Source organism: Mesorhizobium sp. M1004 (assembly GCF_040318795.1).
In the GTDB taxonomy this organism is placed as follows: domain Bacteria; phylum Pseudomonadota; class Alphaproteobacteria; order Rhizobiales; family Rhizobiaceae; genus Mesorhizobium.
The window spans coordinates 1-19,063 of record NZ_JAMYNB010000005.1 but is presented as its reverse complement, the minus strand read 5'-3'; the positions used below and the strand labels follow the sequence as shown (position 1 = coordinate 19,063).

Below are 19,063 nucleotides of genomic sequence, written 5' to 3'. Positions count from 1 at the left end.
TTGGATCCCCGGTGCCGAGCGAGACCGGCGCGCCAATTGTCAGCGTCGCCAGCCCACGCTGGAAGGGCTACCTAAGCCTTAGGTGGCCTCTCCGATAGCGGTACATCAAGATGACAGCTTTACCCTTTCGGCGGGCTTAGCGACGGCGTTGCCGCCACCCGCTCGCTTTTAGGATTAAGGCACCCGACGGATAGGCAAATCGAACCAGGCGGGGCTGGGATTCTAACCTGTGGCCATCTGCCTTCGGAGGCGCGGCAGGCATAGGTTCTGCGTAGGGCACGGCGTCTCCGTTTTTCAAACCAGGAGCAGGGGAATGAACATCCAGGCAGTCGAAATCGTTCGCGATCATAGTGCGGCAAGCCGGAAAGTCGGTTGCAGGCTCTGCGGGTCGCGCCTGCGCCATACTCTGGTCGATCTGGGCATGTCGCCGCCTTGCGAGAGCTTCCTCCAGGCCGACCAGCTTGACCAGATGGAACCTTACTATCCCCTCAACGTGCTTGTCTGCGACACGTGCTATCTGGTGCAGCTCAAGGAGTATATGAGCCCCGAGACGATCTTTAGCGAATATGCCTACTTCTCTTCGTTCTCGACGAGCTGGGTGGCTCATTCGAAAGTGTATTGCCAGGCGATCACAAGGCGTCTTGGGCTTGGCTCCGACAGCCTTGCGGTGGAGCTCGCCAGTAACGATGGTTACCTGCTGCAGCACTTTCTGCCACTCGGCGTTCCTGTGCTGGGCGTCGAGCCGGCAGCCAATGTCGCGCGCGCCGCGATCGAGAAGGGCGTGTCCACCCGGGTCGACTTCTTCGGGGTCAGGCTGGCAAATCAAATGGTGTGCGAAGGACTTCGCGCGGACCTCATCATCGGCAACAACGTCCTGGCGCAGGTGCCAGATCTCAATGACTTCGTCGCTGGGATGGCGATCCTGCTCAAACCGGAGGGCGTAGTCACTCTAGAGTTTCCACACATCGAGCGGCTGATGAAGGAGAACCAGTTCGACACCATCTACCACGAGCATTTTTCATATTTCTCGCTGCTGACGATCGAGATGATGGCGGCTCGCCACGGACTGCGGCTGATCGACGTCGAGGAGTTGTCCACCCATGGCGGCTCCCTGCGCGTCTATCTCGCCCATGAGGGCAGTAGTTGGCGCGTGGATGACAGTGTGCCCAAACTTCTCGACCGCGAAAAGCAGCACGGTCTGACGGAGATGGTTACCTATGCCTCCTTCGGCGAGAAGGCTCGGCGCGCGAAGCGTGACCTCTTGGCGTTTCTTATCTCGGCCAAAAGCGAGGGTAAGAAGATTTGCGGCTACGGCGCACCGGGCAAGGGCAACACGCTACTCAATTACTGCGCCATCGGCACCGACTTCCTTGACTTTACCGTCGACCGCAATCCCTACAAGCATGGCCGCTTCACCCCGGGAATGCACATTCCGATTAAATCCGTCGAGGCAATCGACGAGGTCCGGCCAGACTACATCCTGATACTACCGTGGAACCTGAAGGACGAGATCATTGAACAGATGCACCATGTCGCTGCCTGGGGTGCAAGGTTTGTGGTCCCAATTCCTTTTGTGGCGGTGATCGACCCGTCGGAGGTACGGAAATGAAAGTTGTCCTTTTCTGCGGCGGTCGCGGGACCCGGATCCGGGACTATTCCGACAGCATCCCGAAGCCGATGATCCCGCTTGGCCACCAGCCGATCCTGCGCCACGTAATGCAGTGGTATAGCGATTATGGACACGACGAATTCGTCTTATGCCTAGGCTACAAAGCCAATGTCATCAAGGAGTTCTTCCTCAACACACGGCCGCAGACCTTTTCCGATTGCGTGGTCACGCAGGGAGGTCAGGACGTAAGACTGCTCGGCGACCAAGTCAAGGACTGGAGCATTACCCTGCTTGATACCGGGGTCTGGCGGAATATTGGCGAACGCCTCTGGGCCGCAAGGGACCAAGTCAGGAACGAAAAAATGTTCCTGGCCAACTACTCCGATGGCCTGACCAATGTCGATCTCCATGACGTGATCGCGAAATTCGAAGCCAGCGGCAAGGTCGGCTGCTTTCTCGCGGTGCGCGCACCACTGACATACCATTTGGCCGATATCGCAGAAGACGGTCGTGTGCGTGAGTTCCGCACGACGGATACTTCGGAAATCTGGATCAACGGCGGTTACTTTTTGTTCCGCCCCGAAATTTTCGACTATATGCGCGAGGGCGAGGAGCTCGTTCTTGAACCCTTCAGACGCTTAATCGATGACAACATGCTTATGGCGTACAAGCACGGTGGCTTCTGGCGGTCGATGGATACGCTGCGCGATTGGCAATCGCTCGAAGAAATGGTCGAGCGGGGCGACATGCCGTGGAATAGAAAGGTCACCGCCGAAAAAGCCAGGCGCAGCATGGTGATGGCCGCGTCATGAGAGGGCTTGGCCTCGCGCGTCGCGGGGAGGAACTCTCGATCCTCTGCCTTGGTGCCCATTCCGACGACATCGAGATCGGCGCCGGGGGCACTATCCTTGAGCTGATCGCGTCTGAGGTCAAACTTAAGGTACACTGGTGTGTACTAAGCGCCGGCGGCCAGCGGGCGGCCGAGGCCAGCGCTTCGGCCGAAGCGTTCCTGAAAGGATCGGAGTCGTCCACAGTTGACATCGCAGACTTCGAAGACAGCTACTTTCCGGCCCACAGCAGGGCAATAAAGCAGTGGCTGATAAAATTAAGATCTCGCGTCCAGCCGGACCTGGTGCTGACCCACGCGAGGTTCGATGCCCATCAAGACCACCGCGAGGTCAACCAACTGACCTGGAATGTCTTCCGCGATCATCTCGTGATCGAATATGAGATTCCCAAATGGGACGGCGATCTTTGCCAGCCAAATGCCTACGTGCCGCTTACAGCCGCCGTGCTGGAACGCAAGATCGAGCTTCTGCACGAGCACTTCGGGACGCAGCGCTCGAAGGACTGGTTCGACCGTGAGACATTCGCCGCGCTCGCAAGATTACGCGGGATGGAGTGCCGGGCGCCCGAACATTTCGCCGAGGCGTTTACGCTCAGAAAGGCCAGACTTCTTTAGCAGGCTTTTTGAATTTGAGCGCTTATCGAAGGTCGGGCTCCTTACCCAATCCAAGGGAACATGATTCTGAGAAGGGCTGCGGGCTGCGAATCGGTCGGGGCACGAGGTTCGATGCGGGTCGGGTGTGCAAGTTGCGCAGAGCCTGCCACCGCTGAAGGTCGACATGCGGATAAGCGAGCCCGCTCGGATCGCCCTTCATTTTCCGCGCGTTTTGCATGTTGGAAGCTGGCGCTTTGCGTTCGGGAACATCCTCGTGGTGCCGACACGCATCAAGACAGGAAAAAAGCACGGTCTCGCTACGTCATGAGGTCGCCACGAGGCGGTGGGTTTCTGATTGCCGATTGGTCACACTGGCTGTTCGGTGAGTGTTCTGCGAAGCTGCTGGAATGTGTGCCAGTTCATCGCTATCGTTGAAGCGGCGAAAGACAATCTGCGAGGGGCGGCCGACCAGAAAGTGGCTTGCTCCCGATTCCAGGGCCCGCGCGTACACGGCTAGCGCGCCATCAACGGCATCTATGGTTTTCATCAAGGTCGCGTCGTCGTGAGTGTAGCTGACGACGAGCGATGGCATGAGCACACCGCGCTTGATGGTCTCCTGCAGGAACAGGGAACGGAAGGTCTGCGAGGGCTTGCCGTCTTGGTCGAGCGTGGCGTATGTTAGGCAACTGGGACGGCCGACAACCTTGAAGTGCTTATCGACTCCATGGCTTCTGGCAATGTCCGTGATCCCATCTTTCAATTTCGTTCCCTGACGGTGCAGGTGTTCGATGACGGGTTGTTCCCGATAAGTCCGCATGGTCGCGATTGCCGCGGCCAGCGCATGGGTTTCCGCCCCATGAGTGGTCGACAACAAAAACACCCGCGGGCGGTCCGTATGCTCGAGCCCACCGAGCCGCATATATTCGCGTTTGCCTGCCAGGGCCGAGACCGAAAATCCGTTGCCCAGGGCCTTGCCGAATGTAGACAAGTCCGGTTCGATGCCATAGAGCCTCTGTGCTCCCGCTGCATGCCACCTGAACCCGGTGATCATCTCGTCGAGAATGAACAGCGCGCCGTTTTCCTTGCAAAGACGCTGGACGTTGTGCAGGAAGCCGTCCGCCGGATCGTCGCCACGAGAAGGTTCGAGGATTAGGGCGGCGACCTTGCCCGGGTGCCTCTCGAACAAATCCTTTACGCTGGCGATGTCGTTGTAGCGGAAAGTGAGGGTCAGGTTTCGGACCGCTTGCGGAATTCCCGCATTCATCGGTGTACTCCCGATGAACCAATCGTCCGTCGAAAAGAAGGGGTGGTCGGCGCAGCATGCGACGAGATCACGACCCGTGTAGGCGCGGGCAAGGCGGACGGCCCCTGAAGTCGCGTCCGATCCGTCCTTGCAGAACTTTACCATCTGCGCGCCGATCAGTTCCAGGAACGTTTCGGCGCACTCAACTTCGATGCTTGCGGGCCGCGTGAAGTTGGAGCCGCTCCCGAGTGCCGTCTCCACCGCTCTGAGCACAGTTGGGTAGGCATGCCCCAGCCCGACGGAACGGTTGCCCATGCCGTATTCGATGTATTTGTTACCATCGACATCCCAGACGTGGCACCCCAGACCACGTTCGATGAAGCCCGGCGCGAGAACGGGATACTGATCCTCGCCCTTCGCATAGGTGTGGCTGCCGCCCGGGATCAGTTCACGGCCGCGTTCTTGAAGGCGTGCGGATTTGCGAAAACAGAGGCTTTGCTCAGACATGCGGACCACTCCAGTTTGGTAGAAGTCTAGATGTCCGACCCCGGACTTTCGCGCTCTCCATAAGGTCACCGGTTTAGCACTTTTGGTGGATGGACGGTGCGATTGTGCCTTGGCGCCCCATGACGATTTTCAGGACTGCAGATCGGCTGAATCCAGACGGTTTGGAGCATCCCGTCATGCGGCGCGGGTTTTGCGCTCCGGGCGGTAACGTGCGGAGCGTGGCCATTGTCTCCGTCTAAAGTCTTCGACTTTCGCGAGCAACCGCGGTTTGAGGCAGGACAGTGTGAACGCGGCCCTCCGAAAAAGGAGGGCCGCGTTAACTGCAATCAGCTTTCAGCCGAAGTCCCCTCCGCGAAGAGATCATTGACTTTGTAGGCGACTTCCGTGCGGTTGGTCGCCTTGAGCTTCTTCATGATGTTGCGGATGTGCACCTTCACGGTGCTCTCTCGCAAGTTCAATTCATAGGCGATGATCTTGTTCGCCTTGCCGCGTCGGAGCGCTTGGGCGACCTCAGCCTGCCTGAGCGTGAACATGCCCGTCAAAGGTGTTTCACGAGTGCCTGAATCTATCAGGTGCCGCATGGACAGGACACTACTTGCCGGAACGAAGATGCCTCCTGCCGCCGCAAGATTGATGGCCTCGACACAGACGTCGATCCCGACGGAGGTCGGAATGTAGCCACGCGCGCCACATTCGAGAGCGGTCAGTATCTGTGCAAGGTCTTCTGTGTCGGCCAAGATCACCACAGGTACCGACTTGAATTCTGACGAAATGCGCCTGATCTGATCCGCGATGCCATGGTCGGTGACTTTCCGGCCGCCCAGGTTGAAAAGAATGGCTGCAACGCTCATCCCCTCTCTCACGCGCCACTCATCTATCGAACCCATGGCTTCTATGGCCATGCCGAGCCCGTGGTCTTCAAGGGCCGATGCAAGACATTCGCGGTCCAGAGCCCTTCCGTCCAAGATGAGGAGGCATTCCCTGCTTAGTTGTTCGTGGACTTCTCCTGTCCCGCCTGCCTGGATTTCTGCCTGATTTGCTAAAGTGTATCTTTCCAGTTCTACTGTAGAACCCATACTCTTACCCACCCTTTTCCCACAAAACCGCCCTGCGGCGGCCAATTGGCCCCTCATTGTTCGGTACTTCAGAAAGTCCAGTTAATGCCCGCCCGTTGTGAGAGCTTTGGCCGGGATTGCCCAACCTGCGGCCCACTGCTGTCCTTAATCCCAACTAGAACAACCTCAGTAGCTTATGGGCTATTCACAAGCGGGAGCTAACATAAGTTAATTTTTGGTAAATTTTTGATTCGGCGAAAACTGCTGAGGGGCAGCCCCGCCGCGGTGCTGCCATTTTATAAAGACGGAAGACGTGACTTTGGCCAGCCGATAAATCTTGTGGGCATAGAATATCGCGCGACCTACAATGCTCTCGTTCTGAACCGATCCGGCGAGGCTCCGCCTCGCCAGGTCCTCACCCGGAATACGGAACTGAGGCTGCTTGCATCCTATCTCCAACAGCCGCGCTGGTGACACAGCTGCCGGCAGCGATATCTAAACGCCAGCGTCTGCGTCACGCCACAGTCCTGCGCGTCATGAAGGTCGGGCTCAGGCTGTTCCCTGAGCATCAGCCTCCGTCAGCCAAGACACATCCAGAACGGATCCGGCATTGTGGATTTCGGCTTCGAAGGCGTCGATCAGCCTTTTGGCGGCTTTGCTGGCAATATGGCCCTCGGGGTACTTGGCTTTCACGGCCCGGGCACACTCGTAAACTTCCTTGAGTTGCCTGACCTGCTTGGGCCCAAACATGCGATACACAACCTGGGTGGTCATATCTCCTCTCCTCCTTTAGATGGAACTCTAAACAACCCGCCCGTTGCCAGCCTCCCATCCCCTCATCATCAACACAGGTTTTCGGCTGAAAGCAAAAACTGCTTGCGATTGTAGTAAGACGACCGACCTCCCTGGTCGACCCGTTCTTTGGGAGGCGTGCCGGGACCAAGGGATAGCCATTTGCAGGAGGGTACAGGAAAAATCAGGGCGCCGTCGTCACATCACAACCACTCTACCGCCGCGCCCTCCTGCCTGTAGGACCAATCCCACCACCTGTGCCCTTCTAGGCGACGCTGACAGCAGCCCGGACATTTCGGCCATTCAGCTTGCAGCTCATGCTGATCGTTCCGCCGGCTTCATTATGAAACGAAAGGCAGGTGAGGGAGTATTTGTGCGATCGCCCTTCGCAGGTCAAGGCTACCCCCTTTGACTCTCTTGCCCGGGATATTCACCTGCCGAAAGATCAGCGATCGGACAGCTTGCTGTATCCGCGTCACGTAGCCAAACCAAAGCGGGAACTCGAGCGGCATGCAGGTATCTTTGCCGGGACTGCTAATATGCGCGGCTATTTTGGTCGTTGCCTACTATTCGAGGGGAATGCTGATCATCGGCTTGATCGCTTCCCAGGCTTTCGGCGCGACGGCCGTCGGGACCCTGAGCTTTCTGGGTGGGTCATCCCCGTTGATCTACACCCTATTCGCCGGCTTGCTCGTCACAGCTGTCGCCGCGAGACGTCGTGTCTGGTTTGATCTTGGATTGGTGTTCGGAACCATCAGGCCGGTCTGGATTCTTACAAGCCTCATGCTTTACGCCATTATCGGATCATGGCTGTTTCCTAGGTTCTTTGCGGGGCAGACCGCCGTATTCGTGCAGTCCAAGACCCGCGGCACAGTCGTGGAAGATTCTTTGGCGCCCGTTTCAGGCAACATTTCTCAGACGGGCTATTTCATTCTTGGTGGACTAGCTGCGATAGCCCTTTGTGCCCTGCTGCTGCACTCCAACCGGATTGTCCAAATCCGGCGCGGCTTCTTCTTGTGGTGCGGCCTGCATACGGGGATGGGGTTGATCGATTTCATCGGCAAGAACATGGGAGCGGGAGACCTGCTGGCCCCGGTCAGAACCGCCAACTATGCGATCATATCGAACGCGCTGGAGGTAGGATTCGTGCGGATTACCGGGCCTTTTTCGGAGGCCTCTTCGTTCGCCAGCGTTTCTCTCGCCTGCCTGGCATTCTGCTACAGCTACTGGAGAAAGACGAAATCAGAGCTTGCTAAATGGCTGTCTGGCATCCTGCTCTTCCTGTCCATTCTGTCGACCTCATCGACCGCTTACGTCGGGCTGACACTGCTATGCATTCCCGTTGCTTTGTCTATGCTATCCTCAGTCATGAGGGGAAAAGTTGCGCGTGAAGAGATACTGATAATAGCTCTCATGGTAGTGGGCGGGACCGCCATACTGGGCATTGGTCTTTACAAAGCCGACGCGCTGGATCCGTTCGTCAGCCTGATCAACAGCACCATCATCAACAAAGCTGATTCCGCATCAGGCCATGAGCGAACCTATTGGAATGTGAAGAGCCTGCAGTCGTTTCTCGATACCAGCGGACTGGGCGTTGGTTTCGGCAGTTCAAGGGCATCGAGTTGGCCGATCGCAGTCCTTTCGCAGTTGGGTTTCTTCGGATCGCTGATGATAGCTGTCCTGCTCTGTGTCGTGGCAAGGGGCTTGGGCGCGCTTCGGGAATGGGCGGATCCAGAGACAGATGCAGTCGTGGCGAGCGTCAGGAATGCTGCCCTTGCAAGCATAATTGCAATGTCGGTGTCGGGTGGCAGCGCTGATCCAGGCCTCCTCTTCTTCATCGCACTTGCAGTCGTTTGCGCCACGAGAGCCCGTGCTCGGCGCGTCATGGTCGAACGAAACGCCCCGGCGTCGGGCCACGGCACGGTTAAGTCGTGTACTCAGGTTCAGCCGAATTGGCTTCGCGGCGGCAAAGGTTCCTAGTGATGTGCCAGGGGCCAGTTCTGTTCAATGTCGACGGCAATGTCGATTAACGGACGGCCGCCCGCTCGAATGCCATATCCCTGCCGCGGCGTTTGCCTGGAAGAGCAGAAGGGCTGCCGCCAAACCGCATTAGAAGCGTGGTACTGCTGTATCGAAGAGTTGCAGAAGCGGTTGCGTCCCACAACAAACCACAAAGCGCGTCATCTTCGCTGATCTATCTTTGCCAAAAGGATTGCTTGGGCATCGGCGGCAAAGCGGCGCCCAATGTGGTCATGTCGCTGGATCAGGAGGTCCGGCTACTCCGCTCGAGAAGCGCGGCGTGAATTTTACATCTAAAGTGATCGGTGCCGTAACGCGAGGGCCATCCCAAGGAGCGAAGTAGCCAGAGTTATTGGGAGTTTTCGAAGACTTTTATGCTGCAGTCGATATTTGCTTCCATGACGGGTCGACGGCTCTCGTCAGAAACAGTTACCGAAAGTTTGCTTTGAAGTTCGCCCTGAACTTCGTCCTGTGCCATGGCGACCAGCATTCTAACTGCGTCTACCCGGGCCTCAAGCGCCCCATCGTAGTGGGTGCCCTCTGTGTCGGGAGAATGGGATTTGCCGTCCCGGACATCGAAGAAAAACAGCGGCATTTTGCGTCCGTGCTTAATAACAAAGTGCTCGTCAGAGCAGAAGGTTTCCGTCTGGGCCGCGACTGTTTAAGGCATTCTTCGGCAGCATTCTAGCAACTGCAGATGGTCAATTGGACGCGGCTGTGGAGAACTCGACTCAGGGCGATCACAAAATATTAAAAAAGATAATGCCCGGCAGAAAACACGACGTCGCGAGCCGCTGGAGGGCGGCGATCCAGTCGTTAGCCGACAACAACGCTCGCCGGACCACCGTGTCGTGAAAGGGTCAACCAAACTGATAGGTAGGCCTGAAGATCGGTTCTGGTAAGCTACCGCCTCGCCAACCGCATTTGTGTCGTTCGGAGTTTCCTGTCTTGCCTCTGAGTTTTGTAGACGAAGCCCGGCCCAACACGTTCGAATTTGAAACTTCGGCGTTGATCAAGGCGTCCGGGTTTAGGGAATATGATGCGCGCTGGTGGTTTGGCCAGGTCGCGCCCGAACTTAACCTGATCGGCGTCCAGGCGCTTGGTATGGGGCTCGGCACTCTGATCCGCCGTCTCGGCGCTGGACCCGAGATCATCACCGGGCATGATTTCCGGTCGTATTCGCTGTCTATTAAGCTGGCACTCGTCTCCGGGTTGATGGCCGCTGGCGCCAAGGTGAGGGACATCGGTCTAGCCTTGTCGCCGATGGCTTATTTCGCCCAGTTCGCGCTCGACACGCAGTCGGTCGCCATGGTCACCGCCTCGCACAATCAAAACGGCTGGACCGGCGTCAAGATGGGTGCGGCGCGGCCGTTGACCTTCGGTCCCGAGGAGATGACAGCGCTGAAGACAATTGTCCTGGCCCGCGACTTCGATCTTCTTGGCGGCGGCTCCTATGATTTCGTTTCCGATTTCCGAGAAACCTATCTTGACGATCTGACCCGGGACAAGCGTATCTCGAAGAAGCTCAAGGTCGTGGTCGCCTGTGGCAATGGCACTGCTGGCGCCTTTGCGCCTGAAGCGCTGGAACGGATCGGCTGCGAGGTGGTTCCGCTCGATGTCGAACTCGATCATAGCTTTCCAAACTACAATCCAAACCCCGAAGACATGCAGATGCTGCATGCTATCAAGGACAAGGTGCTGAAGAGCGGCGCCGATCTTGGGCTGGGTTTCGATGGCGATGGCGACCGCTGCGGCGTTGTCGACAATGAGGGCAACGAAATCTTCGCGGACAAGGTCGGTGTGATGCTCGCGCGGGATATTTCGCTGCTCTATCCCGGGTCGACCTTCGTCGTCGACGTCAAGTCCACCGGCCTGTTCCGCACGGATAACGTATTGCTAGCCAATGGTGCGGTCACCGATTACTGGAAGACCGGGCACTCCTACATCAAGCGTCGTGTCGCCGAGCTAGGGGCCGTTGCAGGCTTCGAAAAATCCGGGCATTTCTTCTTCAACCCGCCTGTTGGTCGCGGTTACGACGATGGGCTGATCACTGCCATCGCCATTTGCCAAATGCTCGATCGCAGCCCCAGCAGTTCGATGGCCGACCTTTACCGCACGCTGCCGCTGACCTTCGGTACGCCAACCATGTCGCCGCACTGCGCGGACGACGTGAAGTATGGCGTCGTGGAGCGGGTGGTTTCTGAGTTCCAGACTATGAAGCGGGACGATGCGACCTTCGCCGGCCAGAAGATCGCTGATCTGATCACCATAAACGGCGTGCGCCTCGTCGCCGAGGATGGCACCTGGGGGTTGGTGCGTGCGTCATCGAACAAGCCTGAGCTTGTCGTGGTTGTTGAAAGCCCGGTTTCATCGCTGCGTCGCCGGGAGATGTTCGAGGCCGTCAACGCCGTGCTGCTCCGCAGTCCGGAAGTGGGCGCCTACAACCAGACTTTCTGAGAAGGCGTAAGGAGCCAGGCTGGGACTTGGGCGCACTTTTCTGCCTGATCGATCGGGACTGTGGGGTCTTGCAATTCTCGCAGTCCAGTGCGCGCTCTGGTGAAGCTCGCGACGCCAAAGGTGTACCGTGGTGGGTCACCTGCGTGTGGCCCAGTAATTGCGTAGCCTATCCCGGCGTCCGGTGAAATCTTGGCCGCCGCTGGGAGACCCACCGTGATCGGATACACACCGCAGTTCGGCTGCAATAGGTGCAAACTTCCTCTTGTCGGCGATGAGACGCAAGGATTCAATCGCTTGACCTGCCCTGGTTGTGGGGTTTCAGACACGTGCGAGAATGTGATGCTGGAGATTGACGAACGGCGAGCGGAAGCACTTTCGCGCGCGCTCTGCCGCCCTTTAATACGAGACCGTGAAACAGGTCAGGCCCGGACTAAACTCTACCGTTTCGCTCTGCTGTTTGGGGGCAGGGCACAGCTGGATCGTGCATCCCGAAGCAAATGATCGGCAGTGCATTTGCGTTGGCGGTCGACCTTTGCCGACCAACTCCGGGATCTACTTGCTTCTGGTGGCCTCATTCGTCAACCGTCACCTGGAACTGTACTCCCCTATAGGGCTGGCCGCGCGACGGGTAGTTTTATGTGAGCATCAGCTTTGGCCGCGTGATGGGGCAAGTGGGCGGAAACAAGAAATCTGAAACTCTTTGTTTGATATGGACTTCTCGTCCGGCGGACTATGAACGGCGCACCAGCCGTCTGAGACTTGCCATTTCCGGGGCAGCATCGCTCACGGAGTGCAATCCGGGCAGGAACTGTGCACAATCTGTGGGGTTCTCAAAGAAGAAAGCTCAAGGCGCCTACGCGGGCAATCCCGCTGATGGGCCTGATTGTTCTTGGCAAGGCTTGGCAAGGCTCAACCAGAGGCGAGCTCGGCAAGTTCTTCGGCCGCTTCATTGATACCGTGTGCGACCGCTCGCTCGAGCCAAAGGCGACCGGCTGCAGGATCGCGCTCCCCAGCGATACCCCTTGACAAATAACGCCCGAGCATGAGTTGGGCTTGGCCGTGCCCACGTCCAGCAGCGGCGGCGTACCATTTCTGCGCCTCCGCCTGGTCGATCGGTAGGCTCTGGCCGGCTGCGTACAGCGCACCAAGTGCAAACATCCCCCCGGCGTGGCCGTCGGCGGCTGCCCCCTGGAACAGCTGCATAGCAACCTTTGGCTCACGCGCGCCACCGCGGCCATTGAGCAGCATCTCGGCAAGCGCCACCTGGGCGTCGAGCAGGCCGGCATTGGCCGCCCGAGCAAACCAGAGGCGGGCCTGCGATAGGTCGGTCACCACGCCGCGTCCATCTTGCAGGAGACGGGCGTACATATATTGCGCCTCGGCGACACCTTCAGCCGCGCGCCTTAGCCATTGCGCCGCTTGGCCCTCGTCCTGGCGGACGCCAACGCCATTGGCGAAGCAGAGCCCAAGATTGAATGCGGCGATCAGGTCCCCCGATGAAGCGGCCGCTTCGAACCATCCGGCAACGCTTGCACGATCATCCGGCTCGCCGGCTCCTTCAAGAACAAGATTGGCGAGATCGACCTGTGCTTCCTGATTGCCGCCAAGTGCAGCGGCGCGCAGCCAGCGTGCCCCTTCTTCGAGATCCTGAGCCACGCCGTTGCCCGTCAAATAAAGCGAGGCCAAAGCGCGGGCGGCGGCCTGATGGCCCGCTTCGGCCGCCCGCCGATACCAGTTTGCGGATTCTGCAAAATCCGGCCGCTGCGTCTTCACATAGCGATCGCCAAGGAGATAGGCAGCCTCAATATTGCCCGCCAATGCAGCGCGCCGCATCCACGCCTCTCCAGCAGATATGTCCTGGTCGACAAATGCACCATCAATCAGTGCCATTCCCAACCGGAACTGAGCGGAGGGAAGGCCTTTTTCTGCAGCAGCCTGATAGAGTTGAACGGCTGCGTTGATGTCGCTCACGACGCCGAGCCCATGCTCGGTAAGGATCGCGAGAAGGTAGATTGCGGTCGGCAGACCGGCGTCGGCGGCGCGTCTTACCTCGTTTGCAATCCTGACCCTGTTTTCACGTTTGCCACTACGGGCGAGCGACAGGGCAAAGCCGAGACACCCCTCGGCGCAGCCGGCAGAAGCCGACTTCTCGTACCATCGGTGCGCCGCATCTGCATTGCGCATTGCTTTGGGACCGCTGGTAAGTATATAGCCGAGGATCGCCTGTCCGGTGGCCGAGCCCGCCTCAGCCGCCTTGGTGGCGAAATCGAACGCCGCTGTGAAGTCCGGTTTGCCCGAGGAATCCGCCATGAACAATTGGTCGGATTCGGAGCCCTTTCCGTCGCCTTCCTTAGCCACCAGCCCGGTCAGGTAGAGAGCAGCGAGCAGCGCTTGCGCATCGGCGCTCCCGTGGTTGGCTGCCCGCAGCAGCCATCGCGCCCCTTCCTTACGGCTTGGCGGCACACCCGAGCCTTCGAGATAGCAACGCGCGACCCGGTACTCGGCCTCGACGACCCCCGCGCGCGCCGCGGTCGCCATCAGCGGAAAGGCTTCTGCGGGCTTGCCGCTGTCAGAGAGCTGGATCGCTCGGCGCAACGCTGCCGCCGGGGAGGCAAAAACAGTCAGCCGATCCAGGATTGTCATCGATCCGAGCCTCCGAAAACACCCTGCGCTATGGCTCCCGCATGGCTTCCTGGCCGATCGGGAGCATCACACCGAGAATATATTTGAGCACTGTGCGGCGGCCGACCTTAACATCGGCGGTCACCGGCATGCCAGGGCTCACGGTGAAACCGGCAGGCACGTCGTGGAGGGCGACCTGGTCGATGGAAATCCGCGTTCGATAGAACGGTTCGGCGTCCGAAGGCAGCAAGGCCAGTGAGCTGTTCGGATCGCGCGCCTGATCCTGCGCAGAGAAGGAATCAGGGCTGAGCGTCCGCACGGTGCCATGAGCAAGGCCGTATTGCGAATAGGGGAAGGTATCGAACTTGATGACCACCGGGTCGCCGATATGCACAAAGCCGCTGCTGCGGCCGACGATGTTTGTCTCGATTTCAAGCTGCGCGTTGGCCGGCACCAGCGTAATCAAGCGCTCGCCGGACTGCAGGACCGAACCGACCGAGACCTTGGCCACGGATTGAACGATCGCGTCTGCTTCGCTCTTCAGCTCGACCAATTGCTTACGCAGCTTTGCCTTGTTGTGAAGTTCACGGGCGTCCGACATGCGCGAACTGGCTTCGGATAGGCTCTGTGAAACATCCGCTCGCCAGCCCTGAATATAGCCGTCGCGCTCGGCGGCCACCGCCGCCTGCTGGAGCTTTGCGGCTTGCGCGGTCTGCTCGGCATTGCCGAGCGCCCGGGACATTTCCGCGCGATTATCTTCGGCGAGCAGCGTGTTGAGGCGGCTGCCCACCTGCCTTGCTTCGAGCTGCTTGCGCATCTCTTCGATCGAGCCCGCGACCGCGAGCCGCTGGCGGTAGCCATCTGCATCCGATAGCGACCGCGAGATTACGGAACTGAGTTCGTCGCGCTGCCGGTCGAAATTCTCGACCTTGGCGTCATAGACCGCCTTGCGGCGCTCAAAAATCGATGCCTGCAAGGTCCAGCTTGGGTCGAGACCGTCATAGTTGAAGGTCTGGCCGTCCGCTTCCGCTTTCAACCGCGCGACTTCAGCTTCAAGTGTCGAAACCTGCATCCCGAGCGACGCCAGATCGGCAGAAGCAAAAGTCGCATCAAGGCGAGCAAGCACTTGACCGGCCTGCACGTGCTGTCCCTCACGAACGTCGATCGAGCGCACGATCGCCGTCTCCAGCGGCTGCACGACCATATTGGGCGATTTTGACACCACGAGTCCTCTGGCCGTTACAACCTGATCGACCGGTATCAGTCCGGCCACGGCGATCAGCGCGATGACCAAGCTCGCGATGATCCAGACGATGCGCCGCGCCGCCTGCGGAATAGGAGCATTGGCGACAGCCGTCGACGGCCACTGGAATTCGAGTATGGCTGGCGTCGTCAGATCCCTCGTTTCCATCCGATGCCGCCGAGAGGGGAGGGTGATGAGAGAGGTGCTACTCATGGGTTACCGGACCTGAAGCGCATCTGAGTCGTGGCATCGTCAAACCAACCGCGGTGGGATGGCGACCGGGCGGCCATGACGGCCGTCGAGGTGCCGGTTTTGCTGCGACCACAGCTGGCGATACAGCGCGCAGCGCTCGAGCAGTGTCGAGTGCGGCGCGACGTCAAGGACCTTACCTTGATCCATAACAAGGATGTTGTCGCATTCTGTTAGCGAGGACAGCCGGTGCGAAACGATGATCATCGTGCGGCCGCTGGCGATGCGCATAAGATTGGCGCTTACCACTGCCTCGCTCTCCGGGTCGAGCGCGCTGGTCGCTTCGTCGAGGATGAGAATGGTCGGGTCGTGGATGAGGGCGCGTGCGATCGCCAGCCGCTGCTTTTGACCGCCTGACAAATTGGGCGAACCTTCCTCGATATAGGTGTCATAGCCATTGGGCATGCGCTCGATGAATTCCTGGGCGCCGGCGAGGTGCGCGGCGCGCATGGCATCGGAAAGCGTCAAGCCTGGACGCCCGGCGATGATGTTATCGCGGATCGACCCGCGAAAGAGAAAATTGTCCTGCAGGACCACGCCGAGCCCTTGGCGAAGATGGCGTAGGTTGATCTCCTTGAGGTCGACGCCATCAAGTTTGAGGAAGCCACTGTAGTCGCGGTTGATTCCCTGTAGGAGGCGCGCGATCGTTGATTTTCCCGAACCGCTACGCCCAACAATGCCAAACATGCTGCCGGCGGGAATGTGGAAGCTGACCCGGTCAAGCGCCGGTGTCTTTGTAGCGATGTAGCTGAATGTCAGGTCGCTGAAAGTGACCTCGCCCACAAGCCTGGGTCTCAGGCCGGTGGAATTCGAACTGCTCTCCAGCGGCCGGTTGAGAACCGAGGCCGCCTCGCCAATAGCTGCACCGACCTCCTCGTAGTCTTCAACCAGTCGGGCCAGGCCGACCAGCGGCTGCGCTACGCGCTGGGAGATCATCATGAAGGCAAACAGGCTGCCAACCATATAGCCCGAGCGGTCGTTCAATGCGAGATAGGCGCCGATCAGCATGGTGCCGAGCACCATGACGCGTTCTATCGGCGTGACCAGCGTCTGCGGCCAGCTTGCAAGCTGCCCGAATGCGAGGCGAGCCTTTCCGGCTTCCGCTACGCGCTCATCCCAGAGCGCCTTGCGCTGCGGCTCGAGGCCGAGCGCCTTCACTGTCTTGATGCCGACGACAGTCTCGCCAAGCGCTGCCGACTTCCAGGTCTCGGCTTCGACCACTCGCTGGTATCTGCGGCGCAGCGGTCTGAGAAAGGCAAGGATGATCAGCATGATCACGGCCGCGCACGCCATTACCACCCAGGCGAGCGTGGCGTTGATGTAGAACATGACCGGTATCAGCACGCACAATGTGATCAGATCCAGGAACGTGCTGAGAAGTTTTCCGGTCAGGAACTCTCTAATACGATAGACTTGGGCCAGATGATACATCGTCTCGCCGGCCGGATGACGCTCGAAATAGTCGAGCGGCAGGCGCAAGAGCCGGCTAAAGACGTGCAACTGCAGCTTGGTGTCCAGACGGGCGCCGACGACGTTGATGATCAGTCGCCGCGCATGGCCAAGAAGTGTCTCATAGGCGAAGACCACGGCAATCACCGCAGACAAGAGCAGCAACGTCGAGATGCTGTTGAACTGCAGCACCTTGTTGACCAGCGTCATTACGATGAGTGGCGGCAGGATGGTCAGAATGCTCAGCGTGAACGAGGCAATGGCTATGTCGCGCAGGGGCTGGCTTTCTAGCCGCACCAGTTGGGTGAGCCAGTGAAGGGTGAAAGGCGCATCCGCCGCCACGTGCGACCGTGTCGCGCGCAGCAGCACCGCCTCGCCCGTCCACACCCGCGACAGCCGAAGCTCGTCGATGGGGGTGGCCTCACCGTCGTCCGGCGCGTCGGCACTTTTGAGGAAGACGACATTGCGCTCCGCACTCGCTCCGGTCAGGAGGGCCGCGCCGCCATCGCTGAACAACAGCACGACCGGTCCGGTATCCTGGAAGCGCAAAAGATGTGACCAGCGGATACGCAGGGCACGCGCCCACATGCCGGCGGTCTGCGCCCATTCGGAGAGATCGGTAGCGGTCGGAACCGCCCTCGCGGTCCTGAATTCGTTGGGGTCGAGTTCGACGCCATGATAACGCGCGGCCTGCAGTACTGCCTTGATGCGTGGCCCGATCTGGTCGCGCTCGGCGGGACCGCCGGGGGTCCGCGTCGCCGCGTTGTGGCCGCCCGCTTGGCGCGCTGCGACGTCGCCTTCGGCGTCGGCACGGATCGAGGCCGGCTGGTTTTCGGCGTTTACGGGCACGTTTACCATGGACTTCTCATCCGGTACGCAGGGCGAGGGTTCGAAAATGCCCAAGCCGAGGTATTTGCCGAGGTTTCCGGCAACGCCGCATTATACTTCGAACCGACCGGCCACGCGACTCTGATGCCAATCCCTGTTTGGAAATGATGAACGCGCGAATTCCGCTCTCCCGCGAAGTCCGCGCGTACGTTTCGTCCTGTGTGGTCATGGTGGCTGACCATGGTCGGGAACCCAATAACCTGGAATGATCAGCGCGCGGGTCCGCTTTCCAGCGAAGCCCGCGCGCCTGGTTTAATCTGGACCATTTCCTGTCCAGGTTCACTCACTGCTCACTCATGCGGCTTCAGAATATCCTTCAGAGCCTTCTTCACTGTGTCGTCGGTGTTGGCGTAGCCGGCGCCCTGCTTGGTCTTGTCCGAGATCAGGTCGGTGCTCGCACCTAACGGCTTGTTCTGGTTCTGACCAAATCCACTGATCGTATTGAGGACATTCAGGAGGTCGGTCGTCACCGAACTGGCCGCCAGGCCAACAAGCTGCCGGAACGACGCATGGCTGACGGCACCACTGTCGGTCGAGCCGGATCGCAGGAACTGCGTCGAGTCCTTTAGGCCCAGCGTATTGGTCGTGACGTTGGCTTTGTGACCAGGACCGTTTTCGGCATTGTTATGGTTCCCGGAATTACCAGGTGCATCCTGATCTCCGTTGCCAAAGCCGTTATTGCCATGGTGGTGGTCACCTGTGTCACCGCCCGGGCCGGTCGCTCCGGTCGCTCCCGTCGATCCGGCTGAGCCAGTCGCTCCGGTCGAGCCAGTAGAGCCTGTTGCACCAGTCGAGCCAGTAGCTCCGGTCGAACCGGTTGCTCCCGTGGAGCCCGTTGCACCAGTCGAACCTGTCGCTCCCCTGTCGCCAGTTGCACCTGTGGCGCCGGTCGCACCAGTAGATCCGGTAGAGCCCGTTGCACCAGTCGAGCCTGTCGCCCCGGTATCACCTGTGGCTCCGGTAGCACCAGTCGAGCCAGTCGAGCCCGTTGCACCGGTCGCGCCGGTATCACCGGTTGCTCCGGTCGAGCCAGTCGCTCCGGTCGAGCCAGTCGCTCCAGTAGAGCCGGTTGCTCCGGTCGAGCCAGTCGCCCCGGTATCACCTGTTGCTCCGGTCGCTCCGGTTGCACCAGTTGAACCAGTCGCGCCGGTGGCACCCGTCGCTCCAGTATCACCGGTTGCTCCGGTTGAGCCCGTCGCTCCGGTCGAGCCAGTCGCTCCAGTAGAGCCGGTTGCACCAGTCGCGCCGGTATCACCGGTTGCTCCGGTCGAGCCTGTCGCACCAGTAGAGCCGGTGGCGCCGGTCGAGCCTGTCGCTCCGGTAGAGCCGGTGGCGCCGGTCGAACCCGTCGCTCCCGTATCGCCGGTCGCACCTGTGGCTCCGGTGGCACCAGTCGAGCCAGTCGAGCCCGTTGCACCGGTCGCGCCGGTATCACCGGTTGCTCCGGTCGAGCCAGTCGCTCCGGTCGAGCCAGTCGCTCCAGTAGAGC

13 protein-coding genes are annotated in these 19,063 nt (G+C 59.6%); 5 read left to right on the top strand and 8 right to left on the bottom strand.

Annotation, left to right across the window (positions count from 1 at the left end; all coding sequences use genetic code 11):
• The first annotated feature begins 313 nt into the window (after window positions 1-313).
• The 3 genes from NKH54_RS11670 to NKH54_RS11660 are packed head-to-tail and all read left to right on the top strand — an operon-like array spanning window position 314 to window position 3,071.
• A complete protein-coding gene (locus NKH54_RS11670; protein WP_023730071.1) occupies window positions 314-1,609 on the top strand; it encodes a class I SAM-dependent methyltransferase in 1,296 nt (431 codons plus the stop codon).
• Window positions 1,606-2,421: a sugar phosphate nucleotidyltransferase gene (locus NKH54_RS11665; protein WP_023730070.1), complete on the top strand. Its 816-nt coding sequence runs from the start codon at window positions 1,606-1,608 to the stop codon at window positions 2,419-2,421. The genes NKH54_RS11670 and NKH54_RS11665 overlap by 4 nt, the downstream gene beginning before the upstream one ends.
• Window positions 2,418-3,071, top strand: a complete 654-nt coding sequence (locus NKH54_RS11660; RefSeq protein WP_023730069.1) for a PIG-L deacetylase family protein — start codon at window positions 2,418-2,420, stop codon at window positions 3,069-3,071. The genes NKH54_RS11665 and NKH54_RS11660 overlap by 4 nt, the downstream gene beginning before the upstream one ends.
• Before the next feature lie 301 nt (window positions 3,072-3,372).
• Here the strand turns inward: NKH54_RS11660 and NKH54_RS11655 are convergent, their stop codons facing one another.
• From NKH54_RS11655 to NKH54_RS11645, 3 genes are all read right to left on the bottom strand, one after another.
• Complete coding sequence (locus NKH54_RS11655; protein ID WP_023730068.1) at window positions 3,373-4,800, bottom strand: glutamate-1-semialdehyde 2,1-aminomutase; 1,428 nt, start codon at window positions 4,798-4,800, stop codon at window positions 3,373-3,375.
• Between the two features lie 326 nt (window positions 4,801-5,126).
• Window positions 5,127-5,876 (bottom strand): LuxR C-terminal-related transcriptional regulator, encoded by a 750-nt coding sequence (locus NKH54_RS11650; protein ID WP_353028257.1) that lies wholly within the window; start codon window positions 5,874-5,876, stop codon window positions 5,127-5,129.
• A 528-nt stretch (window positions 5,877-6,404) separates the two neighbouring features.
• The gene (locus NKH54_RS11645) at window positions 6,405-6,629 is read right to left on the bottom strand and encodes a hypothetical protein (protein ID WP_023730066.1); all 225 of its coding nucleotides are present in this window, start codon (window positions 6,627-6,629) and stop codon (window positions 6,405-6,407) included.
• A gap of 597 nt (window positions 6,630-7,226) precedes the next feature.
• Between NKH54_RS11645 and NKH54_RS11640 the strand changes: the two genes are divergently transcribed.
• On the top strand, window positions 7,227-8,627 hold the full coding sequence (locus tag NKH54_RS11640; RefSeq protein WP_353028256.1) for a hypothetical protein: 1,401 nt from the start codon (window positions 7,227-7,229) through the stop codon (window positions 8,625-8,627).
• A gap of 388 nt (window positions 8,628-9,015) precedes the next feature.
• Here NKH54_RS11640 and NKH54_RS11635 read toward each other — a convergent pair whose 3' ends face one another.
• Complete coding sequence (locus tag NKH54_RS11635) at window positions 9,016-9,261, bottom strand: DUF6894 family protein (protein ID WP_156941379.1); 246 nt, start codon at window positions 9,259-9,261, stop codon at window positions 9,016-9,018.
• Between the two features lie 353 nt (window positions 9,262-9,614).
• Between NKH54_RS11635 and NKH54_RS11630 the strand changes: the two genes are divergently transcribed.
• The gene (locus NKH54_RS11630) at window positions 9,615-11,123 is read left to right on the top strand and encodes a phosphomannomutase/phosphoglucomutase (RefSeq protein ID WP_353028255.1); all 1,509 of its coding nucleotides are present in this window, start codon (window positions 9,615-9,617) and stop codon (window positions 11,121-11,123) included.
• 909 nt (window positions 11,124-12,032) lie between these two features.
• On the opposite strand, the gene NKH54_RS11625 is transcribed toward NKH54_RS11630, so the two are convergent.
• The 4 genes from NKH54_RS11625 to NKH54_RS11610 all read right to left on the bottom strand — a co-directional run bounded on the left by NKH54_RS11625 (window position 12,033) and on the right by NKH54_RS11610 (window position 18,044).
• Complete coding sequence (locus NKH54_RS11625; RefSeq protein ID WP_023730061.1) at window positions 12,033-13,766, bottom strand: tetratricopeptide repeat protein; 1,734 nt, start codon at window positions 13,764-13,766, stop codon at window positions 12,033-12,035.
• A 28-nt stretch (window positions 13,767-13,794) separates the two neighbouring features.
• Window positions 13,795-15,156 (bottom strand): HlyD family type I secretion periplasmic adaptor subunit, encoded by a 1,362-nt coding sequence (locus NKH54_RS11620; protein WP_353028253.1) that lies wholly within the window; start codon window positions 15,154-15,156, stop codon window positions 13,795-13,797.
• An 84-nt stretch (window positions 15,157-15,240) separates the two neighbouring features.
• Window positions 15,241-17,544, bottom strand: coding sequence for a peptidase domain-containing ABC transporter (locus tag NKH54_RS11615; RefSeq protein ID WP_023730059.1), 2,304 nt, complete (start codon window positions 17,542-17,544; stop codon window positions 15,241-15,243).
• Window positions 17,545-17,864: 320 nt separating this feature from the next.
• Window positions 17,865-18,044 carry a hypothetical protein gene (locus tag NKH54_RS11610; RefSeq protein ID WP_023715472.1) on the bottom strand — a complete coding sequence of 60 codons (180 nt, stop codon included), beginning with the start codon at window positions 18,042-18,044 and terminating at the stop codon, window positions 17,865-17,867.
• Window positions 18,045-19,063: the final 1,019 nt, after the last annotated feature.

Bases quoted from the DNA above. Each gene is read 5' to 3' on its own strand.
- NKH54_RS11625 (WP_023730061.1), bottom strand. From the start codon at position 13,766: ATGACAATCCTGGATCGGCTGACTGTTTTTGCCTCCCCGGCGGCAGCG.
- NKH54_RS11645 (WP_023730066.1), bottom strand. From the start codon at position 6,629: ATGACCACCCAGGTTGTGTATCGCATGTTTGGGCCCAAGCAGGTCAGG.
- NKH54_RS11650 (WP_353028257.1), bottom strand. From the start codon at position 5,876: ATGGGTTCTACAGTAGAACTGGAAAGATACACTTTAGCAAATCAGGCA.
- NKH54_RS11635 (WP_156941379.1), bottom strand. From the start codon at position 9,261: ATGCCGCTGTTTTTCTTCGATGTCCGGGACGGCAAATCCCATTCTCCC.
- NKH54_RS11655 (WP_023730068.1), bottom strand. From the start codon at position 4,800: ATGTCTGAGCAAAGCCTCTGTTTTCGCAAATCCGCACGCCTTCAAGAA.
- NKH54_RS11670 (WP_023730071.1), top strand. From the start codon at position 314: ATGAACATCCAGGCAGTCGAAATCGTTCGCGATCATAGTGCGGCAAGC.
- NKH54_RS11640 (WP_353028256.1), top strand. From the start codon at position 7,227: ATGCTGATCATCGGCTTGATCGCTTCCCAGGCTTTCGGCGCGACGGCC.
- NKH54_RS11615 (WP_023730059.1), bottom strand. From the start codon at position 17,544: ATGGTAAACGTGCCCGTAAACGCCGAAAACCAGCCGGCCTCGATCCGT.
- NKH54_RS11620 (WP_353028253.1), bottom strand. From the start codon at position 15,156: ATGGAAACGAGGGATCTGACGACGCCAGCCATACTCGAATTCCAGTGG.
- NKH54_RS11665 (WP_023730070.1), top strand. From the start codon at position 1,606: ATGAAAGTTGTCCTTTTCTGCGGCGGTCGCGGGACCCGGATCCGGGAC.
- NKH54_RS11660 (WP_023730069.1), top strand. From the start codon at position 2,418: ATGAGAGGGCTTGGCCTCGCGCGTCGCGGGGAGGAACTCTCGATCCTC.